General features: G+C 49.2%; 27 protein-coding genes. 16 read left to right on the top strand and 11 right to left on the bottom strand.

What is annotated here, in order from left to right; translation table 11 throughout:
• The 11 genes from RDU59_04370 (at position 1) to RDU59_04420 (ending at position 9,650) form a co-directional block, all read left to right on the top strand.
• On the top strand, positions 1-330 hold the full coding sequence (locus RDU59_04370; GenBank protein MDQ7837712.1) for a HigA family addiction module antitoxin: 330 nt from the start codon (positions 1-3) through the stop codon (positions 328-330).
• Between the two features lie 170 nt (positions 331-500).
• Positions 501-1,322, top strand: a complete 822-nt coding sequence (locus RDU59_04375; GenBank protein ID MDQ7837713.1) for a zinc dependent phospholipase C family protein — start codon at positions 501-503, stop codon at positions 1,320-1,322.
• A complete protein-coding gene (gene queA, locus RDU59_04380; protein ID MDQ7837714.1) occupies positions 1,306-2,361 on the top strand; it encodes a tRNA preQ1(34) S-adenosylmethionine ribosyltransferase-isomerase QueA in 1,056 nt (351 codons plus the stop codon). The genes RDU59_04375 and queA overlap by 17 nt, the downstream gene beginning before the upstream one ends.
• A gap of 92 nt (positions 2,362-2,453) precedes the next feature.
• Positions 2,454-3,572 carry a tRNA guanosine(34) transglycosylase Tgt gene (gene tgt, locus RDU59_04385; GenBank protein MDQ7837715.1) on the top strand — a complete coding sequence of 373 codons (1,119 nt, stop codon included), beginning with the start codon at positions 2,454-2,456 and terminating at the stop codon, positions 3,570-3,572.
• The gene (yajC, locus tag RDU59_04390; protein ID MDQ7837716.1) at positions 3,569-3,913 is read left to right on the top strand and encodes a preprotein translocase subunit YajC; all 345 of its coding nucleotides are present in this window, start codon (positions 3,569-3,571) and stop codon (positions 3,911-3,913) included. Before tgt ends, yajC begins: the two co-directional genes overlap by 4 nt.
• 176 nt (positions 3,914-4,089) lie before the next feature.
• On the top strand, positions 4,090-5,079 hold the full coding sequence (locus RDU59_04395) for a LysM peptidoglycan-binding domain-containing protein (protein ID MDQ7837717.1): 990 nt from the start codon (positions 4,090-4,092) through the stop codon (positions 5,077-5,079).
• 123 nt (positions 5,080-5,202) lie between these two features.
• A complete protein-coding gene (gene rplM, locus RDU59_04400) occupies positions 5,203-5,631 on the top strand; it encodes a 50S ribosomal protein L13 (GenBank protein ID MDQ7837718.1) in 429 nt (142 codons plus the stop codon).
• A gap of 13 nt (positions 5,632-5,644) precedes the next feature.
• A complete protein-coding gene (gene rpsI / locus RDU59_04405; protein MDQ7837719.1) occupies positions 5,645-6,037 on the top strand; it encodes a 30S ribosomal protein S9 in 393 nt (130 codons plus the stop codon).
• 375 nt (positions 6,038-6,412) lie between these two features.
• The gene (argC, locus tag RDU59_04410) at positions 6,413-7,450 is read left to right on the top strand and encodes an N-acetyl-gamma-glutamyl-phosphate reductase (protein MDQ7837720.1); all 1,038 of its coding nucleotides are present in this window, start codon (positions 6,413-6,415) and stop codon (positions 7,448-7,450) included.
• A 10-nt stretch (positions 7,451-7,460) separates the two neighbouring features.
• A complete protein-coding gene (gene truA, locus RDU59_04415; GenBank protein ID MDQ7837721.1) occupies positions 7,461-8,195 on the top strand; it encodes a tRNA pseudouridine(38-40) synthase TruA in 735 nt (244 codons plus the stop codon).
• 252 nt (positions 8,196-8,447) lie between these two features.
• On the top strand, positions 8,448-9,650 hold the full coding sequence (locus RDU59_04420) for a pyridoxal phosphate-dependent aminotransferase (GenBank protein MDQ7837722.1): 1,203 nt from the start codon (positions 8,448-8,450) through the stop codon (positions 9,648-9,650).
• Positions 9,651-9,997: 347 nt separating this feature from the next.
• On the opposite strand, the gene RDU59_04425 is transcribed toward RDU59_04420, so the two are convergent.
• The gene (locus RDU59_04425) at positions 9,998-10,282 is read right to left on the bottom strand and encodes a PxxKW family cysteine-rich protein (GenBank protein MDQ7837723.1); all 285 of its coding nucleotides are present in this window, start codon (positions 10,280-10,282) and stop codon (positions 9,998-10,000) included.
• Between the two features lie 371 nt (positions 10,283-10,653).
• Between RDU59_04425 and dtd the strand changes: the two genes are divergently transcribed.
• The 3 genes from dtd (at position 10,654) to RDU59_04440 (ending at position 14,357) form a co-directional block, all read left to right on the top strand.
• On the top strand, positions 10,654-11,109 hold the full coding sequence (gene dtd / locus RDU59_04430; protein ID MDQ7837724.1) for a D-aminoacyl-tRNA deacylase: 456 nt from the start codon (positions 10,654-10,656) through the stop codon (positions 11,107-11,109).
• A gap of 366 nt (positions 11,110-11,475) precedes the next feature.
• The gene (locus RDU59_04435) at positions 11,476-12,915 is read left to right on the top strand and encodes a glucose-6-phosphate isomerase (protein ID MDQ7837725.1); all 1,440 of its coding nucleotides are present in this window, start codon (positions 11,476-11,478) and stop codon (positions 12,913-12,915) included.
• A gap of 8 nt (positions 12,916-12,923) precedes the next feature.
• Positions 12,924-14,357 carry an ATP-binding protein gene (locus RDU59_04440; protein MDQ7837726.1) on the top strand — a complete coding sequence of 478 codons (1,434 nt, stop codon included), beginning with the start codon at positions 12,924-12,926 and terminating at the stop codon, positions 14,355-14,357.
• A 32-nt stretch (positions 14,358-14,389) separates the two neighbouring features.
• Here the strand turns inward: RDU59_04440 and RDU59_04445 are convergent, their stop codons facing one another.
• A complete protein-coding gene (locus tag RDU59_04445) occupies positions 14,390-14,740 on the bottom strand; it encodes a flagellar basal body rod C-terminal domain-containing protein (protein MDQ7837727.1) in 351 nt (116 codons plus the stop codon).
• 200 nt (positions 14,741-14,940) lie between these two features.
• Here RDU59_04445 and RDU59_04450 point away from each other — a divergent pair, with 200 nt between their 5' ends.
• Together RDU59_04450 and RDU59_04455 are read left to right on the top strand one after the other, a co-directional pair.
• Positions 14,941-16,188: a glycosyl transferase gene (locus RDU59_04450; protein ID MDQ7837728.1), complete on the top strand. Its 1,248-nt coding sequence runs from the start codon at positions 14,941-14,943 to the stop codon at positions 16,186-16,188.
• A 652-nt stretch (positions 16,189-16,840) separates the two neighbouring features.
• Positions 16,841-17,608: a hypothetical protein gene (locus tag RDU59_04455; GenBank protein MDQ7837729.1), complete on the top strand. Its 768-nt coding sequence runs from the start codon at positions 16,841-16,843 to the stop codon at positions 17,606-17,608.
• 95 nt (positions 17,609-17,703) lie between these two features.
• On the opposite strand, the gene RDU59_04460 is transcribed toward RDU59_04455, so the two are convergent.
• From RDU59_04460 to RDU59_04500, 9 genes are all read right to left on the bottom strand, one after another.
• Positions 17,704-18,024 (bottom strand): TusE/DsrC/DsvC family sulfur relay protein, encoded by a 321-nt coding sequence (locus tag RDU59_04460; protein ID MDQ7837730.1) that lies wholly within the window; start codon positions 18,022-18,024, stop codon positions 17,704-17,706.
• A gap of 204 nt (positions 18,025-18,228) precedes the next feature.
• On the bottom strand, positions 18,229-19,524 hold the full coding sequence (locus RDU59_04465) for a replication-associated recombination protein A (protein ID MDQ7837731.1): 1,296 nt from the start codon (positions 19,522-19,524) through the stop codon (positions 18,229-18,231).
• A gap of 62 nt (positions 19,525-19,586) precedes the next feature.
• Positions 19,587-20,303, bottom strand: coding sequence for an ABC transporter ATP-binding protein (locus RDU59_04470; GenBank protein ID MDQ7837732.1), 717 nt, complete (start codon positions 20,301-20,303; stop codon positions 19,587-19,589).
• A complete protein-coding gene (locus RDU59_04475; GenBank protein ID MDQ7837733.1) occupies positions 20,296-21,066 on the bottom strand; it encodes an ABC transporter ATP-binding protein in 771 nt (256 codons plus the stop codon). Before RDU59_04475 ends, RDU59_04470 begins: the two co-directional genes overlap by 8 nt.
• A gap of 6 nt (positions 21,067-21,072) precedes the next feature.
• Positions 21,073-22,131 carry a branched-chain amino acid ABC transporter permease gene (locus RDU59_04480; protein MDQ7837734.1) on the bottom strand — a complete coding sequence of 353 codons (1,059 nt, stop codon included), beginning with the start codon at positions 22,129-22,131 and terminating at the stop codon, positions 21,073-21,075.
• Between the two features lie 5 nt (positions 22,132-22,136).
• A complete protein-coding gene (locus RDU59_04485; GenBank protein ID MDQ7837735.1) occupies positions 22,137-23,024 on the bottom strand; it encodes a branched-chain amino acid ABC transporter permease in 888 nt (295 codons plus the stop codon).
• A 17-nt stretch (positions 23,025-23,041) separates the two neighbouring features.
• On the bottom strand, positions 23,042-24,184 hold the full coding sequence (locus tag RDU59_04490; GenBank protein MDQ7837736.1) for an ABC transporter substrate-binding protein: 1,143 nt from the start codon (positions 24,182-24,184) through the stop codon (positions 23,042-23,044).
• Positions 24,185-24,325: 141 nt separating this feature from the next.
• Positions 24,326-24,460, bottom strand: a complete 135-nt coding sequence (locus RDU59_04495; protein MDQ7837737.1) for a hypothetical protein — start codon at positions 24,458-24,460, stop codon at positions 24,326-24,328.
• A gap of 273 nt (positions 24,461-24,733) precedes the next feature.
• The gene (locus tag RDU59_04500) at positions 24,734-25,090 is read right to left on the bottom strand and encodes a MerR family transcriptional regulator (GenBank protein ID MDQ7837738.1); all 357 of its coding nucleotides are present in this window, start codon (positions 25,088-25,090) and stop codon (positions 24,734-24,736) included.
• Positions 25,091-25,094 lie beyond the last annotated feature (4 nt).

The raw sequence follows: 25,094 nt of genomic DNA on the forward strand, positions 1-25,094 counted from the left end.
ATGAGAAAAAACAATATTCTAGAGCCAATAAATCCAGGTGAGATTCTCCGCGAGGATTTTCTAGAGCCCTTGGGTATTAGCATAAACCAGCTTTCGCGTGATCTTTCGGTCCCCCCCAATAGGATAAGTGAAATTGTGAATGGAAAAAGGGCCATCACAGCTGACACAGCGTTGAGACTACAGCGGTATTTTGGGGTTGAAGCTCAGTTTTGGCTAAATCTGCAAACCGAATATGATTTGAGAATGATGAAGCGTAAAATTTGGGCCGATATTGAACAGAGGATTATCCCTGCTAAACATATTGGCGAAAGCATAGAACAAGGGGCCTGAGCATAACAACGTAATTGAGGCGGATGTAAAGGAGCGCGGGGCTTTCGCTTTTGCGTATCTTCGCTGTTTCCTTGGCTATTTCAGGATGCCGTTGAGATTTTTGGTCTTGCGGAAATAAGAAAAATGGTGGAGAATAGCCTCGGCGTCGTTCGGGACGCGGAGATCGGAATATGAAGATATACTTAGCCAGAATAACCTATTTACTATTTGCATTTGTGTTCCTGTGCCCAGGCTTGGCCCTGGCCTGGGGGCCGGCCATGCATCTTTATCTTGGTAACACATTGTTATCCGGGGCGGCCATCCTTCTGCCATCCGTGTGCTCCTTGCTGAAGAGGTTTTCTCAGCAGTTTCTCTATGGATCAATAAGCGCTGATTTTTTCGTAGGAAAAGGCTATAGAGCCAATGGCGGAAAATACCACAACTGGGAAACCGGTATGCTCATCCGGGATGGGGCAGAGACAGATGAGGAGCGCGCCTTTGCGGCCGGATTTTTTGCCCACTTAGCTGCCGACACCGTGGCGCACGGGTATTTCATCCCCCATCTCGCGGGATGCACTCCCTTGCCGACCAGAGTAAACCATCTTTACTGGGAATGGTTGGCTGACTGCTCTATTAGTTGCCGGAAATATAATTTATTTATTAAATCTGCGTGCCAATACCGGAGAAAAGGGCAGTCTGCCTTTACTAAGATGGATGATTATCTTTGCAGTGTCCTGGACCTGGACAGGGGCCTATATCTTTCCCGAAAATCTTTGTACCTTTATCCGATCCGGCTTATGACTAAGTCATCACCTTTAAACACCCTGTCCGGAAGACATAAGGCGCTGCTTGATGATACAGTTCCGTCCTATGCGTTGAGTTCGTTAAAGGTCATGGCCGATGTACTCACCTGCCATGAGGATTCTCCGGTTCTCTCCATGTCCCCGAATTGTAAGCATTCAACAGGAAGTTATCTGCCTAAGGGCCGTAAAAATAGTGTTCAAGTTAGCTGATTATGATTATGAGCTTCCTGAATCCCTCATTGCCCAGCATCCAGCGCCACAAAGAGATGCCTCACGGCTTCTGGTCCTTGATCGCCTAAATAACCGGATAGAGCATCGCCTTTTTCGGGATATTGCATCTTACCTTAAGGAGGGAGACCTCCTGGTAATCAATGATACCAAGGTCTTCCCGGCCCGCCTGCAGGGAAGGGCCACAAACGATAAGACAGTCGAGATACTCCTTCTAAGCCCTCCGCAACCGGAAAATGGGTGTCCCGGCCAGGCCAAGGTAATGTGCCTGGCAAAGAAGAGCAAGACACTCAGGCCCGGCCATGAGATCCATTTTGGCAAATCTTTACATGGTGTGGTATTAGAATCGGCCGGGGCCGGTCAGATCAGGATGGCCCTTTTCTGGGAAGGGAATATCGGGGATATCCTGGCAGAACTCGGTAGAACGCCTCTTCCGCCCTACATTAAGAGGGATGGCCATCCCTCCCCGGAGGACGTCCGGCGTTATCAGACTATATTCGCCCGGAAGACAGGAGCTGTGGCTGCCCCTACGGCCGGCCTTCATTTTACGGAGAAGGTACTGGGGGAAATAAAGGAAAGGGGTGTCAACATAACCGCTATAACCCTGCACGTCGGCTATGGCACCTTCGCGCCGGTGCGGGTAAGCAATATCCGCCAACATAAGATGCATGCCGAATATTATGAGATCAGTGATGAATCAGCCCGCATTATTCATGAGACCAGGGCCGGGGGGAATTCTGTGGTGGCCGTCGGTACGACCACTACCAGGGCGCTGGAATCGGCCTCGGATGAGAACGGCCGGATACAAAACCCTCAGGGTCTAACCGATATTTTTATCTATCCCGGATACAAATTTAAGGCCATAGACCATCTCCTTACCAATTTCCATTTACCCCGCTCCACCTTACTCATGCTTGTGTCCGCCCTGGCCGGCCGTGAAAAAATATTGCGTGCTTACCAGGAAGCTGTTAAAAAGCAATATCGTTTCTTTAGTTATGGCGATGCCATGTTGATATTTTAGGGTTGGGTGATGTGCTCAATCGGAGGTCAGAAGTCAGAAGAAAGTAGTACAACAAAGATATTCCAGATTCTGATTTCTAAACATAATGACCAATGACTAATAACTGTTTTACCCTTAAATACAAAGATAAGGCATCTTCTGCCCGGCAGGGAGAAGTAGCCACCCCTCACGGTGCCTTTCAGACGCCGGCATTCATGCCTGTGGGCACACAGGCCACGGTAAAGGCGTTAACCCCCGAAGAGCTGCAATCCGTCGGTTCAGAGATCGTTTTAGCCAACACGTATCATCTTTACCTGCGTCCAGGCCATGAGACTATTGAAAAACTGGGCGGCTTGCATAAATTCATGAACTGGGAAGGACCTATACTCACAGATAGCGGTGGATTCCAGATATACAGCCTGAGCAAACTTTGCAAGACCTCTGAAGAAGGGGTGAATTTCAGATCACACCTTAGCGGTTCCCCTATTTTTCTTTCGCCGGAAGAGGCCATAGCCATACAGAAGGCGCTGGGAACGGATATAATAATGTGCCTGGACACCTGTATCCCGTATCCCTGCCCTTACCAGGAGACCCGGGAGGCCACCAGGCTTACCTCACGCTGGGCCGGACGCTGCAAGGAGGCCAAAGAGACCAACCACCAGCTCCTCTTCGGGATTATACAGGGGGGCATGTACGGCGACCTGCGCATGATGAGCGCGGAAGAAATCCTGGAGATTGGTTTTGACGGCTATGCCCTGGGAGGATTGAGCGTAGGTGAACCCAAGGATTTGATGCTCCAGATGGCAGAAAAAACCATACCGCTTATCCCGGAAAATTATCCCCGTTACATCATGGGCGTGGGGACACCGGAAGATATCATAGAATGTGTGTGGCGCGGAGTGGACATGTTCGATTGTGTTCTGCCGACACGCAATGCGCGAAACGGCATGTTGTTTACCTCGTCCGGGCCCGTCGTCATAAAGAATAGCCGGTATAAGGATGACGAGGCCCCTCTTGATGAAAATTGCGGTTGTTATACCTGCCGCCACTACTCACGCGCCTATTTGCGGCATTTATATGTGTCCCGGGAATTGCTTTCTTACCGTTTGAACACCATACATAATCTCCATTATTTTCTGAAACTTATGGCCGGGATACGTGAGGCTATACAGAAAGGTGAATTCGCTGAATATCGCCGGAAATTCTATAAACAAAAGGAGGAAAATGAATGATTGACACAGCGTATGCCATGGGAACTGCACCGGGAGGAGCCGGCGCTCAAGGGGGAGGATTTGCCGCCTTTATCCCCCTTATTATCATCTTTGTTATCTTTTACTTTCTACTTATCAGGCCACAACAAAAAAAGGCCAAAGAGCATAGAAAGTTTTTAGATAATCTTAAAATGGGTGACAACGTCCTGACCGTAGGCGGCCTGCATGGGACCGTAACCGGCTTGACGGACCAGGTGATAACCCTGGAGATTGCAGATAAAGTAAGGGTTAAGGTCGCCCGGTCTTATATCGCCGGGGCCTCTCCAACCCAGAGAGAAGGCGCCGAAAAGGAATCTAAATAGTGTTTAGAGCGCTTAGCTATCAGAATACAGAAGTCAGGAGTCAGAATACTGAAAGCTGATAGCCGGCCGTTTAAAAACCCTTAAAGCTCTTTTCTATTATACCGATAACTATACGAGACTGAATAAATTCAGTCTCGTATAGTAAATTCTCATATCGAGATTCTGAGGGGATAGAAGTGAAAAGAGTATCCATAAGGTCTTTAATCCTGTTTTGCGCGTTATCTTTAGTAGCCGCCTCTACAGTTGGCGCAGAAACGCCTAGTTACACGGTTCAGCCGGGCGATACCCTCTGGGATATCACCAGCCGGTTCTTCCATGACCCCTGGCTCTGGCCCAACCTATGGAAAAACAACCCCCACATTACCAATCCACATCTAGTCTTCCCGGGTTGTCGGCTGCGACTCTCTATAGAGAAAGAGGCCCCCAAACAAGAGTTCGAGTCTTCCGTACCGCCACCCTCTATACCCCATATAGAGACCAGATCCGCGGAATCGCCCGAAAAGTCACCGGTCAAGACCTTTACCTATTTAGGAATGAATACCGTGGGTTTTATCTCAAAAGCGAAGCTGGAAGAAAAAGGGACCATCCGGGATCTGCCCTTGTTCAAAGAGTTGCTGAACCAGGGTGACGTGGTATATCTCACCAATGACGGGGATCTGCTCCAGAAAGGAAGCACCTGGACTGTATATCGTGCCCCGGATATGGTGTACCGCCCTTTGACCCGGGAAAGAATAGGCTATTACTATCTGCCGCTAGGAAAGCTAGAAATCATTAAGGCCGGTAATCCGGCCACGGGTCAAATTATATCCTCGCATCAGGCCATCTCTGTTGATGACCAGATTATGTCTTCAGAAGAGATGCCCACCCAGATACCGTTAAAATGTCCCTCCGGCCCCATAGCCGCAACCATCATTAAGTCCGAGCCGCTGGCGGAAAGAATAGCCCAGGACCATATAGTTTATCTGGATAAGGGAAAGAAAGACGGTCTGGAGGCCGGGGTTTGTCTTGAGGTCTTCAAGACAAAAGAGGTCGCAGGCACCCAGCAAATTCTCTCCCTGGGAAATATCCTGGTGCTCCAAACGCAGGAAGAAACATCTGCCGCTCTGGTTATAAGATCGAAAGAGCCATTTTCGATCGGGGAAAAGGTTAGGACTGAAAATCCTTAAAGTTGCGCCCGCTTCAGAAAGACACCGAACAAGTTGACCGCAAAGAACAATTTTGTCTTGACAAAGCCATGTATATCGATTAATTATTCCCGTCTATTCTTTATGTTAAGAGTGGAGAGCGTAATGAAAACTTATTCGGCGAAGGCCAGGGACATAAAAAGGAAGTGGTGTGTAGTTGACGCTACTGATAAGATTCTAGGCCGTTTGGCCAGTAACATAGCGGCCAGACTCCGCGGCAAACACAAGCCGATTTTCACGTCACATGTGGATACGGGTGATTTTATTATTGTTGTCAATGCCGACAAGGTGAGATTGACCGGTAAAAAATGGTCTGATAAGTTGTATCATCATCATACCGGTTATATAGGTGGATTGAAGACCGCCAGCGCCGAGGAACTATTAAGTAAAAAACCGCAAGAACTAATCCGGCATGCGGTTAGAGGTATGTTGCCCAAAAACAGCCTGGGTCGCACTATGCTCAGTAAGCTGAAGGTTTATACGGGGGCGGACCATCCTCATCAGGCGCAGCAGCCGGAAGAATTATCTATTTAAGCAGGAGTCTTGCATGGCAGAAAAACTGTATTACGCAACAGGCAAACGAAAGACGGCCATAGCCAGGGTGTGGATGCGTCCCGGCAAGGGGAATATGGTTATTAACGACAGCGCCCCGGAAGAATATTTTGACGGGGAAGTGCCTGTACTCATCCTTAAAAAGCCGCTTATGCTTACGGAAACCATGGGTAATCTCGACATCTCGGTTAATGTCGCCGGTGGGGGGAAAATAGCGCAGGCTGGGGCTGTTCGGCATGGTATTGCCAAGGCGCTTCTGGAAATTAACCCTGAATACCGGGCGACGCTGAAAAAGGCCGGTTTGCTGACCAGGGATCCACGGGCTAAAGAGCGCAAAAAATATGGACAAAAGGGCGCCCGGGCGCGCTTCCAATATTCAAAGAGATGATTTGGTCTGAGTAACAGGGTATCTTCTAAAAGAGGGTTTGCCTTTTGGGGCAAGCCCTCTTTTTTTACCAGCGCGGTAATGTCAAAAGTTTAATGAAAAATAAGCCACAGAGGACACAGAGCGCACAGAGCAACGTAAAGAAATCAAAAGAAAAAGACAGAGCAGTTAAGAAAGAAACTGTTTTATTGGTACCTCCGGGACCTATGCACTCTCCAAGGCTGTGATTAAGCTATTTTCTGGGGACAAACAAGAACATTGGAGAAGCCGGGGAGGAAAGGAACCAAATTCTGCCTTAACCTACTGATATCTCTGTGTTCTCTGTGCCCTCTGTGGCAAGATTCTTGACATCATGACCGGCGCAGTGAGGAGGTTATTATGATCCGTGCCGCTATAATCGGAGCTACCGGCTATACCGGACTGGAACTGGTAAGAATATTATCCGCACATCCCGGGGTTACTATTGCTGTGGCTACTTCCCGCCAATATGAGGGACAGCCCCTGCACAAGGTCTTTCCGTCGCTCTCAGGTAGTGTGGATATCGTGTGTCAGTCCCCTTCGCCTGAAAGGGTTATCGGGGCGGCCGACGTCGTTTTTTTGGCGGTTCCACATCAGACGGCCATGACCCATGTCCCGGTTTTTCTGCAGGCCGACAAAAAGGTAATTGATTTAAGCGCTGATTTCCGTCTGAAAGATGTCAGAGTATATGAAAAGTGGTATCAATCCCATAGCGCCCCGGAATATCTGGCCGAGGCGGCCTATGGACTGCCTGAATTACATGCGGCGGCGATAAGGAAGGCACGACTAGTAGCCAACCCGGGTTGTTACCCTACCACCGTAATCCTGGGCCTGGCCCCGCTCCTGAAGAAGGGCCTTATCGACAACAAAAGCATTGTGGTGGACTCAAAGACCGGGGTAAGTGGCGCGGGCCGCTCCGCCGTGTTAAGCAGCCTTTTCTGCGAGGTGCATGAAGACGTTAAGGCTTACAAAGTAGCTGCCCACCGCCATACACCGGAGATGGAGCAGGAACTCAGCCTGCTGGCCGGGGAAGAAATAGCCATAACCTTTACACCCCACTTGGCGCCCATGGGCCGGGGGATGCTGAGCACCATCTATGCCGATCTAAAGGGACGGCAGACCACAGGGGATTTGATCTCGGAGTACGAAGAATTTTATAACCAGGCCCCTTTTGTAAAGATCTGCGCGGAAGGCGCCTACCCGCAACCCGCCCATGTCAAAGGGTCTAATTATTGTTTCATCGGTCTGAAGGTGGACGAACGCACCGGTCGTGTGATTATACTCTCGGCTATAGATAATCTGACCAAGGGGGCATCCGGCCAAGCGGTACAAAATATGAATCTTATGTTCGGCCTGGCGGAGACTACAGGGTTGACAGGGATACCGCTCTTTCCGTAAGAGTCGGCCCATGCGGAACATCAAACTAATATTGGAGTATGATGGTACGGCCTATTGCGGCTGGCAGAGGCAGGTAAACGGCCTGAGCATCCAGGAGGTCCTGGAAGAAAAAATTGGCGTCATGACCGGCGAGGCGGCCAAGGTAATCGGATCCGGACGTACGGACGCCGGGGTGCATGCCATGAACCAGGCAGCAAACTTTAAGATCGCCTCTAAAATCCCGGTAGATGGGTTTTTACGAGGGCTAAACAGCCTCCTCCCTCAAGGCATCGCGGTAAAAGAGGTATGCGAAGTCCCCGGTGGTTTCCACGCCCGCTACTCGGCCTTGGAGAAAGTATATCTATATCACATATTGAATGAGCGGATAAGGTCTCCACTCCACCACCTCTATACCTGGTTTGTTCCCCATGACCTGGACTTTGCGGCCATGGAAAAATGCCTCCCGGTTTTGCAGGGAGTCCATGATTTTGCCGCCTTTATGGCCAGCGGGAGCTCCGTCAAGAGCACAACCCGCATAGTGAGCGGTTTAAAATTGACCAGGAAAGATAAAATAATCGAATTTGAGATAAGGGCCAACGGGTTCCTGCGCCACATGGTGCGCAATATTGTAGGTACGCTGGTTGAAGTGGGAGAGAGACGGGTAACGCCGGAAAGGTTTACGGACATCCTCCAGGCCGGAGATCGAAATATGGCCGGGATGACCGCGCCGCCTCAGGGGCTATTCTTAAAGGAAGTGATTTATTGATTTTTGCTGGACAATCGCCCCACTTTATCCTAAAAGATTATAAAATTTTTCCGGTCCAGACCGACTGAGGCTGTAATTTGTGTTTAGCTTTCATTCGGAAACCCAAGATTTCCGGATAGAGCAGTCAGCGTTCAGCTTAAGTGATGTTTGCTTTACTCTTTTTCTGACGGCTGATGGCTGATAGCTGAAAGCCTGCATCTGGAAACGGTAGTTGCCGGATGCAAACTATTTAGAGAAAGGGGTTTTGCCGCCATGTCTAAAGGAGCTTTATCCAGAAGGGCCCGCAAGATTAAGCCTTCCCCCACCCTGTCTATCGATGCCAAGGCCAAGGCCATGAAGGGTGCGGGCGTGGATATTGTCAACTTCGGGGTGGGCGAGCCGGACTTTGATACCCCCGGCTATATCAAAGAGGCCGCCATAAAGGCCATCCAGGATGGTTTTACCAAATATACCCCGGTCGGTGGTATCATAGAGCTAAAAGACGCCGTTATCAAACGTCTGAAAGATGACCATGGGTTGTCTTATTCCCGTCAAGAGATAGTAATCTCCTGCGGGGGTAAACACGCCCTTTACAACTTGGCACAGGCCCTTTTTGACAAGGGCGACGAGGTCATCATCCCGGCTCCCTACTGGGTATCCTACCCCCCTATTGTCGAGCTGGCCGGGGCCAAACCGGTTATTATTGAGACCAGGGAAGAAGATGGCTTTGATCTCGATGTCTCCGCACTGGAAAAGATGATAACTCCGAGAACAAAGGGTATAATCCTTAATAGCCCATCAAATCCAACGGGTTCTGTCTTCAGCGCCAGGACCCTCAGACAAATGGGGGACCTGGTGCAAGATCACAACTGTTACGTTATCTCTGACGATATCTATGAAAAGATACGCTTTGACGGAAAAAAGCCGGGTAATCTGCTCTCCCTCAATCCCAAACTTAGGGAGAAGGTATTCATTCTAAATGGCGTATCCAAGACCTATGCCATGACCGGCTGGCGGATTGGTTATCTGGCCGGGCCTGCCGATATAATCTCGGCCGTAACCAACATCCAGAGTCAGAGCACTTCCAATCCTACCTCCATATCCCAAAAGGCCGCGGTCGCCGCCCTGAACGGCCCGGATTCTTTCATTACCAAGATGGTATCTGTCTTCAAAGAACGCAGGGACTATATCGTTAAGCGACTTAAAGCCATACCGGGTGTAACGTGTGTCAAACCACAAGGGGCATTTTATGCCTTTCCAAACGTCTCTGCGTATTACTCCCGTGGGTATAAGGGGCGGAAGATAACAAATTCAATGGCCCTCTGTGATTACCTGCTGGAGGAGGCCCGTTTAGCCGTTGTTCCGGGGGTAGCCTTCGGTGATGACCGGTACATCAGATTTTCCTTTGCCACGTCTATGGAAAATATCGCTAAAGGTATGGATCGATTTAAAGAGGCGCTAAAGAGACTGTCCTGAACATGCATAGCGAGCGCATTCCCCGCTGCTTGCAACGGGGTTAGCGAGCGAATACGATGCATTTTACCTTGCATACGGAGATTCCTCGCAGCTTGCTGCGGGGAGCTTCAATTTAAAAGAGACGGCTTCGTAACAAAGCTTTTTCACCGCTGAGCACGCAGAGTCCGCAGAAAAAAACTGTAAATCATTCAATATGTTATCTCAGCGTTCTCTGCGGTAAAATTTTACTTTTTGCGAGTTAATCAAGAGAGGAACACCGGATACAATAACCTTTGGCGAGAGCAACACAGGCGTGCTGCTCTCTATGAGCCAAGGTTGCATAAATAGGGCCCGCGGCCGGATTAACATTAGCGGCCGGCAGCGCCTCGCTTGGAAGCCTTAAGCGGGTTGATTTTAGCGGCAGCTTTGGGCGCCTCTGTCTTGAGATGGGTGGCCAGGTTACAGTTGCCCTTTTTCCACTTTGAGGCGGGATCAGGATAGCTGCTGCAGTATTTACCTGTGGGAAATTCTATGATACGGTTGCAACCCTCACACTTATCAATAACCTGATGACAGGCTCCACCGTTAAAAGAACAACCTTTTTTGCTCATAAAGACGCAGCTAATCCCTGGTTTTAACGTTGTACAGTCCATGGGAATCACCCCCTTTACAAAGATTTTACAAAATCGTTTTTTACAAAACGACGCTTTATAATCGATGGGTTAGATTTTGTCAATAGAAAACAGGTAGAAAAATGGAAGCCATCATTCCTTCGCTTCACGGCTTGCGCGAGTGACCCTTTCGGGGTTCGCAGGCGAGGAATGCTTGCCCCTTCCAGCCTCTAACGGGCTGGCTTTCCCCTTCCTGCTCGCCCTCGAAGGGTGCCCCGCTGCTCCAGCAAGTTACGCTCAGGAACAATGGCTTCCATAAAAATGTGAGGAAACTCCACCGAATAGACCTCTCAATTCTAAAAGATTTCTCCCTCTGATGGTGAAGGTTAGGGTAGCGTCAATTTGGAGGAAGAATGCGCGCCGTACTGCAGCGGGTTAAAGAAGCCCGTGTTACTGTTGATGGAAAAAAGGCAGGAGAGATAGGGCCTGGACTCTTGATATTTCTGGGAGTAGAAAAGGACGATACTCCGTCTGATGCCGCTTATATGGCGTCAAAAATAGTATCTTTACGCATATTCGCCGATGGGTCCGACAAATTTAACCTTTCCCTCCTGGATGTGGGTGGTGGATGCCTTATCGTGTCCCAGTTTACCCTCCTTGGAGACTGCCGTAAAGGGAAAAGGCCATCCTTCGATCAGGCCGCACCGCCTGCCCTGGCCCGGCAGCTATATGAGCTTTTCGTCACTGAAGTGCGCCGGCTGTGTGTACCGGTAGCTACGGGAGAATTTCAGGCCAGGATGGAGGTCTCGTTAGTAAACGATGGCCCGGTTACCATCCTTCTGGGCAGTAAGAAACAGAACCGCTCCTAATGTTTCTCAAATCCCGCCATTCTTCAGGGTTTTTTTCTTGCCTTCCATCTGATGTTATGTATAAAAGATGAGGGTTGTTAGCTCATAGTAACTAAGAGCCATTGTAACCGTTCACCGTTCACCGAAAAAGGTGTTTTCGTGCTTTTCACGGACAACGGTGGCCGAATAACGGAAAATACCTTCATCGTTTACCATGCGGAGTTTTTCACGTTTTTTAATGGGTGATGGTTGCGGAAAATACGATTACCATTGACTGTTCACCGAAAAAAGCTTTTCAGGTTCTTACTGACAACGGTGAACGGATACGAGCCATTATCTCTATGGTTAATCTTTCGACAATATTTGATACCGGAGAAGGAGGTCTTGATGAAGAAATGGGAAGATAAAAAATGGGTGTCAGCTCAACGGATTCGGGTAGATTTTAACTATGACATGGCCGAGTTCGTGGGCGGGGATAACGGCGTAAGCAATAAAGAGATAAGGGAGCTTGAACCCAAGGCCAAGACCGTCCATAACCAGCTTTTAAAGAAGAGGAGTCAGGGGGCGCTGGCCTTTTACGATCTTCCTTATGAAGAAAAAGAGGCCGCCCGTCTTGTTACAGCCGGGCGTAAGATTGGCCGGGCCTGCCGCAACTTTGTAGTGCTTGGTATAGGCGGATCAGCCCTGGGTGGAATAGCCCTGCAGCGAGCCCTGAATCATCCTCATTATAACCTGTTATCTGATGCCGAACGCAAGCACCGGCCACGTCTTTTCTTTGCCGATAATATTGACCCGGATGGATTCCAGGCGCTTCTAGATATCCTGGGCCCGAGCGAAACGGTCTTTAATGTCATAAGCAAATCCGGCGGTACGGCCGAGACCATGAGCCAGTTTATTTATGTGCGGGACAGATTGATTAAAAAATTGGGAAAGGAAGGGCATCGCTCACACATCGTGGTAACCACAGACCCTGAGAAGGGCAGGCTGAGGGAGATCGCCGAAAGGGAAAATTACCTGACCTTTCCCGTGCCGGCCGGGGTTGGCGGCCGTTTTTCGGTCCTCACTCCGGTGGGACTTCTGCCCGCTGCGGTTGCTGGCATTGATATCTCTATGCTCCTGGCCGGTGCCCGGGATATGGACGGGCGGTGCCGCATTTCGAATCTGTGGAAAAATCCGGCCTATCTGAATGCTGTACTGTATTACCTGGCGGATACTAAAAAGGGTAAGCCCATTGCGGTCATGATGCCGTATGCCGATGCCCTTTATGGAGTAGCGGACTGGTTCAGGCAGCTATGGGCAGAAAGTCTGGGGAAGAGGACAGACCTGGATGGCAATATTGTTTCTACCGGTCAGACCCCGGTCAGGGCCCTTGGGGCTACTGACCAGCATTCGCAGTTACAGCTTTACATGGAGGGCCCAAACAACAAGCTTATTACCTTTTTAGTGGTAGAAAGGTTACGTAAAAGAATACTTCTCCCCAGATCTTTTGCTGATATGGAGGGGGTAAGTTATCTGGGAGGGCATTCCTTGAATGAATTGATTGCTGTGGAACAGAAGACCACGGAACTGGCCTTGACGCGCAATAAGCGTCCCAATCTAAGTATAATTGTCCCGGAGGTGAACGCCTTCACCTTGGGCCAGCTTTTATTCATGTTAGAGGTACAGACGGTTTTTGCCGGCGGGTTATGCCATATCAATCCCCTGGATCAGCCTGGAGTGGAAGAGGGAAAACAATTTGCCTATGGCCTTATGGGCCGAAAGGGATTTGAGCACAAGGCCAAAGAATTCGCCGAAAGGCCAGAGAAGAGCGAAAAATATATAATATAGGAGCAACCTTGCCTCTGACACCGGAAAAGTTGGAATCCGTCAGGCCCTTTAAATTAGTCAAATTTTTTTCATTCAGCAGCTTGGCGGTCATCTTTATTTTTACTTTCGCCCTTACCTACATAATATCCGACCGGGCACGTACGGTCTTGCTCAAGAAGAGCGAGGAGTATGCCCTGCTGCTCGCTGAGAATCTGAATCACCAGGTATATCTGCAATTTGTGGTCCCTACCGCTATCGCCTATGGTTCGATAAGTCTGCGTGATCCGGAGCAGTTTTCCCTTATAGATAGGGTGGTGCGCAATACTATCCACAGTTTTCGCATTGACAGCGTTAATATCTATGACGCCGGCGAAAACATTATCGTGTACAGCACCGATCCATCCATGGTAGGCAAAAGGAACCTGGGGGGGATGGAGTATAAGCTCGCCTTGCGCGGGCAGCATTCTTCACATCTCGTTTCCCGGGGAAGTAGCTGGTTCTTCTGGGCCGGAGGCGGCGGCGGAGAGAAAAAATTAAAGACATATATACCATTTCGGCATGAAAAAGTCCTTACCTGGAAGACGGGGCCGATAATGGGTGTCTTTGAGATAACCCAGGACCTTTCCCTGGATTATGAGACCATTCAAAGATTTCTGATTATGGTGGTTATAACCTCTACGGCTATTATGATGATCCTTTTCGTGGTCTTGAGACTTATTGTGGCCCGGGCCGACCGGATTATCTACAAACGAGTCCTTGAGCAGCGCAAGCTGGAAGAACAGCTCCATCAGGCCGAAAAACTGGCCAGTTTAGGAAAGATGGTGGCGGCTGTATCCCATGAGATAAAGAGCCCCCTGGGAATTATCCGGAGCACGGCAGAAATACTGGAAAATAAGGTTAAGGCCTTTGACCCCCAGAATCGCCTGGCATCAATAGTTGTGGCTGAGTCCAATCGCTTAAACCGCATTGTAACCGAATTTCTGGATTTTGCCCGCCCCCAGATCCCGCATTTTGTCAGATGTAATGTAATAGAGATTATAGAAAAAAATCTTAATTTTCTTGATCCGGAATTGAACAAAAGCGGTATTCGTGTGGAGAAAAATCTTGCATCTGGCGAGGTCATTATTGATGGCGATCCAGACCTTCTTTACCGGGTGCTCTTAAACATATTTGTCAATGCCATTCAGGCCATGCCGGACGGCGGAGATTTGATGGTTGGCTTAACCGTCGCCGGTAAGCCGGAGCGCCTGGAAATATCAGTAAGAGATACAGGGACAGGGATTTCGCCGGAGGATATATCCAGGGTATTTGAGCCGTTCTTCACCACAAAGCACAAGGGAAGCGGTCTTGGACTGGCTATAGTGAAAAATATCGTTGAGGGACACGGTGGAACAATAAGAATCGAAAATGAAGCGGGGAAGGGCGCTATGTTTATTATAGACCTTCCGGTCAGGCATGCATGATGGCGAGGAGCTTAATTTATCGCCGGAAGCGGTCAGGCTAACACATCGAATAGCTTTCCCAGGAGCTCATCTTCAGCCCTTATAGCCTTGAGATTAGCGGTGTAGGCCCGTTGTACGGTCATAAGACCGGTCATCTCTTCCTCCAGGGCTACATTGGATGATTCCTGAGTTTCAGCAGTCCCATCTTCAGCCGGCAAGGGAACGCCGGGCGTATTAATCTTGTTTATCGATACGGTAACGCCGGACGGATCGGCTTCCTGGAGAACTGCCCGACTTTTTTTAAACCCATTTGTGTTCACATTGGCGACATTATTAGCCGTGACCCCAAGCTTCTGTCCCAGTGCTTGAAAGGCAGATAAGGCCGGATATGCAGCATTCAACATCGACATACACCTCCTTTTTAGAAAACCTTTCTACCCGATTATTCTTATCGGCATACTTTAGAAAGGACTTAAAATATGGGCCTTGGTTACTGCCCGGTAACGGTCTTGATATATTGATTTTTATACACTAACAGGCATGTTATTGCCTGTTTTGTTTTTTTCATGTTATAAGTTAAAGACATTAGGACTGGATTGTTGCTATGACGAAAGAAAAGATACCAGAGCCCTTGACTTTTTTGGGGCTGGAGAATCCGGATGACCTTAAAAAGGCTGAAATAGTAGTAGGGATTCCTTCATATAACGAGGCCGAAGGTATTGCCCTGCCTACGGCTATGGCCGACGAAGGATTGCATGCCTATTTTAAGACTAAACAAGCGGCCATTATAAATTGCGACGCCTGTTCCACGGACAACACAAAAGAGGTATTCTTAGGCGTAAAGACCGCTACACCGAAAATCTACCTTTCTACCCCTCCAGGTGTCACCGGCAAAGGAAATAACATAAGAAATCTCTTTATCATGGCCCGAAGGCTTGGGGCCAGGGCCATTATTATGGTTGATGCCGACCTTAAGAGTATTACGCCGAAATGGATAAAGATGCTCGGGGAGCCGATTTTCAGCGGCTTTGGATATGTGGCCCCACTTTACGTAAGGCATAAATATAACAGCACCATAACGAACAATATTGCTTACCCCTTTAGCCGTATGCTTTACGGCCGGCGGGTGCGTCAACCTATCGGCGGCGATTTTGGTTTTTCCGGACGGCTATTGCCATGTTATCTTAACCTGCCGCTGTGGAGCGAGGATGTCTCGCAATTTGGCATCGATATCTGGATGACCACCATAGCCATGATGCAAAAGATGCCGATTTGTCAGTCTTTTATGGGACGGCCGAAGATACACCGGGCAAAAGATCCCGGGGCACAGTTGGGGCCTATGTTTAAGCAGGTCATCGGGACTATCTTTGCCATGATGGGTCAGTTTTCTAATTACTGGTCCCACGTTAAGTGGAGTAAGCCTACGTCTATCTTTGGTTTCGGCTTGGGGGACATAGAGGAACCTCCACCGTTGGAGGTGAACGAGGATAATCTCTATCAGAAATTTCTGGACGGTTTTACAAATTACTCCAGTGTATGGGAACAGGTCCTGCAAAGAGAAACTTATAAGAAACTGGTCGAAATAAAAGGGCTGTCTCCGGGTTTATTTAACGTCCCTCCTCTGGTCTGGGCCTTGATCCTTTTTGATTTTGCGGTTGCGTATCACAAGGCGAAGATCGACCGAAGCACGTTATTAGAGGCGCTTATGCCCCTTTACTTCGGCAAGACGCTGTCTTTTGTTAAAAAGGCCGGGCAGATGTCCATTCAGGAGGCAGAAGAGCAGATCGAAAGCGAGAGCATGGTCTTTGAAGAGGCCAAACCCTATCTGGTAAGACGCTGGAGTATTTTGTAGAATAAGCCTTCAGCTATCAGCGACCGGCAAAATGAGCAAAATAACCTATGGACAGCGCTTCATCCGGTAATTATGCGTCGGTTCATTCCTATTAAGGTTCAAGGCGCTATAGCGGAGAAAGAACAGGGGCTTCTTTTTAAATAAGGTTTGTTTTTTAGATAAGTTAAAGTATATTGCTTGGGAAAATTATACTGACAGGTCTTGACCAATGCGAACCAGTACTAAAAAAGCCGCAATAAAACTTTCAACTAAAATAAGAATAGTATGTCCTACTTGTGGCAATGATACAGATTTCTATGAGGTTGCCGAAGGAGTGATCCTTACCACACGCTACACACAAAATGAGGACGGTAGTTTTACGCCCATAAGTGATGATTCACAGGTATTTGGTGAGATTAAATTCTATTGTGGCGAATGTGATGAGGATTTAACCCAATTTCACAAGCATTTTCTGGAAATGCTCTTTTAATGGCTTCATAAAAAGTAAACTTTTACCGCAGAAGTCACTGAGAACGCTGAGATAACCTATTGAATAGTTTATATTTTTTCTCTGCGGGCTCTGTGTACTCAGCGGTGACAGAAAACAGCCTTTTCAGGCTTTTTACGAGACCATTATTCTTTAATCCTTGTTCACAAAGCGAGAAAGACAGGAATGCGCCCCCGAACGGTTATCACCGACATGAAAACCTTCTCCGAGAAATATTATACCTTAACTAGGGGCGATATAGTGGTTGGACTCCTCAATCTTAAAAAAAATGAGGAGGCAAAATTTCTCCATATGGTTGAAAATGGGATCAAGTTGTTCCCGCCGGCCCTCGCTCAGGCTACCAGCCGTTCAAAGGCCGCACAAGTCTATATCTTGGGCAACTTTATGGTAGGGCATACCTTTGTAGCCAGGGATAAACGAGATTTAATTGAGCAGATTACCAACTATAATGCCCATAAAATTAAGGAGGTGGTTACCAAACAAGATCGACTCAACTGCGGCCTGGGCATTAACGTCTGGCCGTCTATTGAGGCGGTTTACAATCATGCGTCATTAGGCCTGATGGAATTTCCCTTTGTTGTCCAGCCGTTTGTTAAAAATGTCAGAGACATAAGGGTAATAATTATCGGTGATTATGTGGAGGCCTATGAGAGGATCAACCCATACAATTTCCGCCACAACCTCTACTTTGGAGGAGAAAGTCGCCCCTACACCTTAAGTAAAAAAGAACGGGCTTTTTGCCTCAGAGTAATGAGAAAGTCGCATTTTCCATATGCCCATATCGACCTTATGCTAATAAACGACAACGCGCTATACTTATCTGAGATAAACCTTCGGGGCGGGCTAAAGGGGTCTCAGATTAGACCTGATAAGTACATACCATTAATCAACAAAGTCCATCAGGATTTTATTAAAAGACACCTGAGTCCCTGATCTAACAGCGTCTCCACAACAAAAAAAGGCATAAGCCCGCTTTCCGGCAGACGTATGCCTTTTTTGTCTCTCTTTCCTACAGAAGATAACGGTGGTTATACGCAGCCGGTCGGCTTCGGAAGGCCAGCCATCTTACAGGCTCCCTTACCCGGTCCGGAGGGGAAAAGCTCATAGATCTTCTTAAGTGGATAGCCCGTTACCTTAGAAAATATCCTTACCATTGGGGCAATGCCGTTTTTCTTGTAATAGTCCTGCAAGAAATTGACACACTTCCAATGTTCATCGCCTACCACAGGGATACCTTCTACGTCCTTTACATAATCTACCCAGTTTTCATCCCATGCACTGAGCCCCGCGGCCAAGAAACCGTCTTCATCTACCTCGTAGGTTTTTCCTTTGTGATCAACCGTTGCCATTTATACTCCTCCTTTTTATCTTTTAGCTTTTAGATGTTATCTCGAATAAAGAATGAACTGTACTTCATTTACTGAAAGTCTCATTACTATAGCCAGAAAACTTTGTCAAGAGTTAAAAGAGAGAAAATTTACTTCCAGTTGGAACTTTATGTAATTACGTAATTTTTATGGGATATGAATTGTCACCCCTATCTCCCTTTAAGCTTATGTTTTGCCACCTCTACTATCGGGCTGAAATGAGGCCAGATATTCGCGCCACTTTTTTAAGCGCTCACCGATAATCTTCTCCATACCTCGCTTAGTCGGACGGTAATAAATACGCCCTCTTATTTCCGGCGGCAGGTGTTCTTGTGCTACCAGGGCCTCGGGAAAGTCATGGGCATACTTATAGCCGCGTCCGTACCCCAGATCCTTCATCAGTCCGGTCGGGGCATTACGGATATGTAGGGGGACAGGCAGGCTTCCGGTTCTGGACACGTCCTTTTGCCCTTCCAGAAAGGCTATATATACGGCATTGCTCTTCGGAGCCGTGGCTAAATATAGAGCGGCCTGGGCCAGGACCAGTTCTCCTTCCGGGCTGCCCAGGGCCTGGTAGGCCTGCAAGGCGGCCATGGCTACCTGCAGGGCCTGGGGATCGGCGTTACCCACATCTTCGGATGCAAATCTTATCATCCGGCGGGCTATGTACAGCGGCTCTTCTCCGGCGGCCAGCATCCTGAGCAGCCAGTAGAGGGCGGCATCCGGGTCGCTTCCCCGGAGGCTTTTGTGGAAGGCGGAGATGATATTGTAATGTTCTTCCCCGTCCTTGTCATAAGCGAGCGCTTTTTTCTGTACCGCCTCTTCCGCCAGCTTAAGATCGATATGGCGAACCCCTTTCTCATCCGGCGAGGCCAGCAAGACAGCTACCTCCAGGCTGTTTAGGGCAAAGCGGGCATCGCCCTGGGCGGCGGAGATGATGAGCTCAAGGGCCTCTCCGGATAAATTAACACAAATATCTCCCAGGCCCCTTTCTTTATCCGTAAGGGCCTGTTTAAGCACTTCTTTAAGATCGTCTTCAGTAAGTGTTTTTAAAACAATTAACCGGGAACGGGACAAAAGCGGGTTTATTATCTCAAAAGAGGGATTTTCCGTGGTAGCCCCGATGAGTGTGATTAATCCGCTCTCTACGTGCGGCAGGAAGGCATCCTGTTGGGCCTTGTTGAACCGGTGAATCTCATCGACAAAGAGGATGGTCTTTCTCCCGCCGGCTTTTCTTTGGGACTCGGCCTCAGCCACTACCGCCCTGATGTCCTTTACCCCGGACAGTACAGCCGAAAAGCTGACAAAATAGGCCTCGACGGCCCGGGCCAGGATATAGGCCAGGGTGGTCTTGCCGGATCCGGGCGGCCCCCAGAAAATAAGAGAAGGTATCTCTTTGGCCCTGAGCAGGCGGGGGATTAATTTCCCCTCTGCAAGCACATGCCTCTGCCCAATGACCTCGTCTATAGTCCGGGGTCGCATGCGGTCAGCCAGAGGAGCTGATTTACCTGCGCTATACATAACTTAAAGAATGGATAACCGGCCTACATTAATGTAATCTTACCCAGATATGCCTCTTGAACACCGGGATCGGCCAAAAGTTTCTCTCCGCTTCCTTCCATTACGATCCGGCCGGTCTCCAGGACATAGGCATGATGGGCCAGGCGTAAGGCGGCATTGGCATTTTGTTCCACCAGGAGGATGGTTGTCCCACGCGCATGGATTTGCCGCATAACCGCGAATACCTCACTCACCAGTCGCGGAGAAAGCCCCAGAGACGGTTCATCCAACATAAGAAGTCTCGGTCTGCCCATCAGAGCGCGACCCAGGGCCAGCATCTGTTGCTCGCCCCCGGAAAGCGTCCCGGCCTGTTGATACAGGCGTTCCTTCAACCGGGGGAAGGCAGAAAAAATCCATTCCATATCTTCTTCTACTCCCTCCCGGTCCCGGCGGAAATAGGCCCCCAGCTTCAGATTCTCCGAGATGCTGAGATTGGCAAAGACCCTCCGTCCCTCCGGCACCAGGGTGATACCACACCTGGAGACCCAGTGCGGGGCAAGGCCCTTAATCTCCCTTCCCTCAAACCGGATGGATCCTTTCTGAGGCTTAACCAGGCCACAAATAGTCTTCAAAATACTGCTTTTGCCTGCGCCGTTGGCCCCGATAAGGGTAACTATCCGGCCGGCCTTAACCCTGAAACTTATACCCTTGAGGGCCTGGATGCCGCCATAGCTTACATGAATATCACCGACCTCAAGCACCTTCCGGTTCTCCTAGGTAGGCCTCTATGACCTGGGGATTATTTTGTATCTCTGCGGGAGTCCCTGTGGCGATGGTCACTCCATGATCGAGGACGATGAGATGCTCACATAAGCCCATCACAAAACGCATATCGTGCTCGATAAGGATAATAGCCAGGCCGTAAGCTTCGCGGATGGAGTTTATAAAGTCCATCATATCACCTGTTTCCCGTGGGTTCATCCCGGCTACCGGCTCATCTAAAAGGAGCAGTCCGGGATTAGTAGCCAAGGCCCGGGCTATCTCCAGCTTGCGTTGCTGTCCATAGGCCAATGTCCCGGCCTTCTCAGCGGCCACATTATCGAGATTGACTTCGGCCAGGAGTTCTCCGGCCATACTCAGCATCTTCTTTTCTTCAGACTTGTAGCGCGGCAGACGAAAAATCGCTTCCCAGAGACTGGAACGAAGACGTCCATGGTAACCGATCATTGTATTTTCCAGGACGGTTAGGTCATTAAAAAGACGAATATTCTGGAAGGTGCGGGCAATGCCTCCGGCGTTTATGATATGGCTTTGCGTCCCGGTTATGTCTTTACCCCTGAGATAAATTTTCCCTTCAGTAGGTAACAGGCGCCCCGTAATCATGTTAAAAGCCGTAGTTTTTCCGGCGCCGTTCGGGCCGATAAGACCGATTAGATCCCCTTCTTTCGCCGTTAGGGAAAAATCGCTAACGGCCACAAGTCCCCCAAATTTCATGGTCAGATGTTCGGCCTTAAAGAAGGACACGCGCTCTTACCCTCTTCTTTTCCCTATCTTTAAAAACCCGCAGAACCATTCCCAGGAGAACTCACGGCGGCCCATGAGTCCCTGCCGGGCAAAGATCATAACCAGGATAAGCATTATAGAAAAAACAACCATACGCATTCCCGGTATGCCCGGGATATTAAGGGGCCCGATAGCCATTGGTTCTTCTACGGCCCTGAGCCATTCTCCGGCATAGGTAATAATTACAGCCGCGATAATAGAACCGGTCATACTTCCCAGCCCGCCGATGACGATTATGACCAGGAGATTAAACGTCAGAAAAAAACTAAAAAGGGTTGGAGAAATGGTGGTGATCAGATGGGCCATAAGTCCACCGGCCATACCGGCGAAAAAGGCGTGAACTACAAAGGCCAGCATCTTGTGCCGGAATACATTGATCCCCATAGCCGCGGCGGCCACTTCATCCTCCCGAATAGCCTGCATAGCCCGTCCAAAGCTGCTTTTGACCAGGCGGGTGACACAAAAAACAGTGAAGACAGCTACCCCACAGGACCACCACAAATTCGTATATTCGGGCAGGCCCTTAAGTCCAAGGGGGCCGTTGGTTATACTCTGGGCATTATTGGCTACTACTCTGACCACCTCACCAAAGCCCAGAGTAACTATAGCCAGATAGTCTCCGCGCACCCTGAATACCGGAAAGGCCATAACAAATCCCAGGAGAGCAGCAAAAACGCCGCCTATCAAGAGGGAAGGCAGGAAGGGCAGATGCAGGACAGAAATCGGCCATATAATGGGTTCGATGATAAAAGACAGTTCCTTTTCAGCCGGGCTGATAGTCAAAAGGGCCGTAGTATAGGCGCCCACAGCCATAAAGGCATTCGGTCCTAAAGAAAACTGACCGGCCACCCCATTTATAAGATTATAGCTGACTGCTAATGTTACAAAGATGGCAGAGACATTTAAGATGCGGATCTGATACTCATCGGCCTGGTTTTGAACCTGAAGTAAAAAAGCAAACAGGCCTGCCAGCGCGCCATAGGTACACAGTTTGTATATCCATTCCCGCCGATGTTGGTCGGACATGGCTTCTAACCTATCGTATCCTTTCCTGCCAGACCAGTAGGTTTAAAGAGTAAAATGAGTATCAAAAGAATAAAGGCAAACGCATCCCGATACCCGGCCAGAGACGGCAAAAAAGCCACCAGAAGGATCTCCGTTATTCCTAATAATAATCCGCCCAAGACCGCCCCGTGGATATTTCCTATACCCCCGATAACTGCGGCCACAAAGGCCTTAAGTCCGGGAATAATGCCCATGAGCGGATTTATCTGGGGATATTTCATGGCCCACATGATTCCTCCTGCCGCAGCCAGGGCCGAACCCACGGCAAAAGTCAGGCTGATAACGCGATTTACGTCAATGCCCATGAGCTGAACCATCTCCATGTCTTTGGCCACAGCACGCATGGCCGCCCCCACCCTGGTTCTATAGAGTAGTAAAAAAACCAGCGCCAGAAGGAGGGCGGTGACTACCGGCACCCATATACTGAGACTAAAGATATGCACTCCAACCAACTCATAGGTCTTATTCAGAAAATCCGGGCGGTAAAAGGCCCTGGGCCGGCCGCCAAAAACCACAAGCCCCAGGTTTTCGAGAAGAAAGGAGACACCGATAGCGGTAATTAAAGCCGAGATGCGGGGCGCATGGCGCACTGGCCGGTAGGCCCCAAGGTCAATAAGGATGCCTAATAACGCCGTAAGCAAGATGGCTACAACAACCGAAAGCCACCAGGGGAGGGCATAGACGGATATGCCGAAATAGGCAAAGTACGTGGATACCATGAGGATATCGCCATGGGCAAAATTAATAAGGCGGATTATCCCATAAACCATGGTATAACCTATGGCTATAAGGGCGTATAGGCTTCCCAGGGAGATGCCATTTAACAGCTGCTGTAGAAATAAAGGAAGGTCCATGTGAGTAATTGATGCGCTTACCAGGGCTTAACCATCGTAAGATATCTGAATTGTCCGCCGCTCACCTGCAAGATAACCGCACTTTTTACTGCATTGCCGTCCGGCCCAATTTTTATTACCCCCGATACACCGCCAAATCCCCTGGTTGAGGCCAGAGCGGTCCGGATGGCGTCGCCATCGGTGCGGCCAGCCCTTTTTATAGCATCCAGAAGGACAAAGTAGGCATCGGCGCCCAGTGCGTGGAATCCGCTCGTCTCCTCGTGCCTGGTTTTTTTGAAGAACTTCATAAATTCTTTGGCCAGGGGTGTCGCGGCCCCTTCCGGTGCAAAATGGGCCAGGAGATAAAGCCCTTCTACGGCCTTTCCGCCTATTTTTATCAACTCCGGGGCCTGTGCCCCATCTGCGGATAATATGGGTATGTTGAGGCCGAGTTCCTGCGCCTGGCGGGCAATAAGGGCGTCCTCAGCATAATAATTAGGTAAATAAAGGAGACCTGATTGTGACGCCGGGATACTTGTCAGTTGAGCCGAAAAATCCTGGTCTCCGGTCTGGCAATAAGTTATCGATACTACCTTGCCACCCAGACGAGTAAAGGCCTTTTTGAAATAACTGGCCAGTCCAACACAGTAATCCTGGGCCCGATCCACGATTACAGCCACCCTCCGGGCCTTAAGATTCCGGTAGGCAAACATGGCTGCCGCCTCACCCTGAAAAGAGTCAATAAAGCAGACACGAAACACATACTTCTTATTCTGGGTCACCAGCGGCAGTGTAGCCGTCGGGCTGACCATCGGAATTTTAGCCTTCTCGCTCAGGGCGGCTCCGGCCATAGTATTTGAACTGGTGGCCGAGCCAATAATGGCCTTGACTTTTTCTTTCCTGAGAAGCCGGCTTACGGCATTGGCCGCCTCTATCCGGTCGCTTTTTTCATCCACTAAAACGAGTTCTACCTGGCGGCCCAGAACTGTAGGATGCATTTGATGAGCTGCCTGGATGCCAGCCCACTCCATTTGACCAAAGGCCGCCACCGGACCGGTCATGGGAAGATAGACACCGATACGAATCGGCTCACCGGCCAGGCTTAAAAATGGCAAACAGAATAGGAGATAAATACAAGATAAAACCGAAACCGCAACTAAATAGATTGCCTTTTGTTGCAAGTTGTCACCCCTTTCATAGCACTTAGCACTCAGCTATCAGCGTTCAGCCTAACATATTGTTTAGCTTGGTTTTAGCTGAGAGCCGATGGCTGAGTGCTGACCGCACCATCCGGAAAGCCAAGCTTTCCGGATGGAAACTAATTAAAACGGCACGTTCAGCTTAAGAAAAAAAGACTTTACCCTGTCTATAACCCCGGTAGATTGTTCCGATTCTTCTTCCGTTTTTTTGTTGATACTAGATATATCCTCCAGGGATTGCTCCCCTTCACCTGCCACAGATTTCTCTTGCCCGCTTTCCACTGAAACGGCAATCCCCGAAGAAGCGCTGTCTCTACGTTCAGGGACAGTTGTACAGGCTGCGCCCCCTATAAGTAGAACCAGGACTAAAACACATATACAGTTACGGGCGATCATAGAAAATTATAAATGTACCAATCTCAACTAAAACCAAGATAAACAATATGTTAGGCTGAACGTTGATAGCTGAGTGCTGACAGCTCATTCGGAATTTTCGAGTTTTCGGATGGACACAAGTTATATCTACCCCCGTTACTTACAAAACATCCGCTGCAGATATAACAGCTCTTTTTTTAACTCTGTCAGCAAGGCTCTGGTCTTACTATCTTCACTATCAAGAAAACCTATCTCCAGTTGGCCCCCCTTGCCCTGGGCCAGGGCCTTGCGCGCCCCGGCTATGGTAAAGCCTTCTTCATAGAGCAGCCTCTTTATCTCCATTACCAATTCTAAATCTGACTTCCTGTAGAGTCTCTGGCCGGAGGGCGGGCGATATGGCTTGATTTCACTAAACTCTGACTCCCAGTAGCGAAGCACATGCGGTTCTACCCCCGCAATCTGACTAACCTCGCCGATCTTAAAGTAACGTTTGTCCGGGATAGAGTTATTCATGGAT

The organism is Thermodesulfobacteriota bacterium, from assembly GCA_031082315.1.
In the GTDB taxonomy this organism is placed as follows: Bacteria; Desulfobacterota; QYQD01; order QYQD01; family QYQD01; genus QYQD01.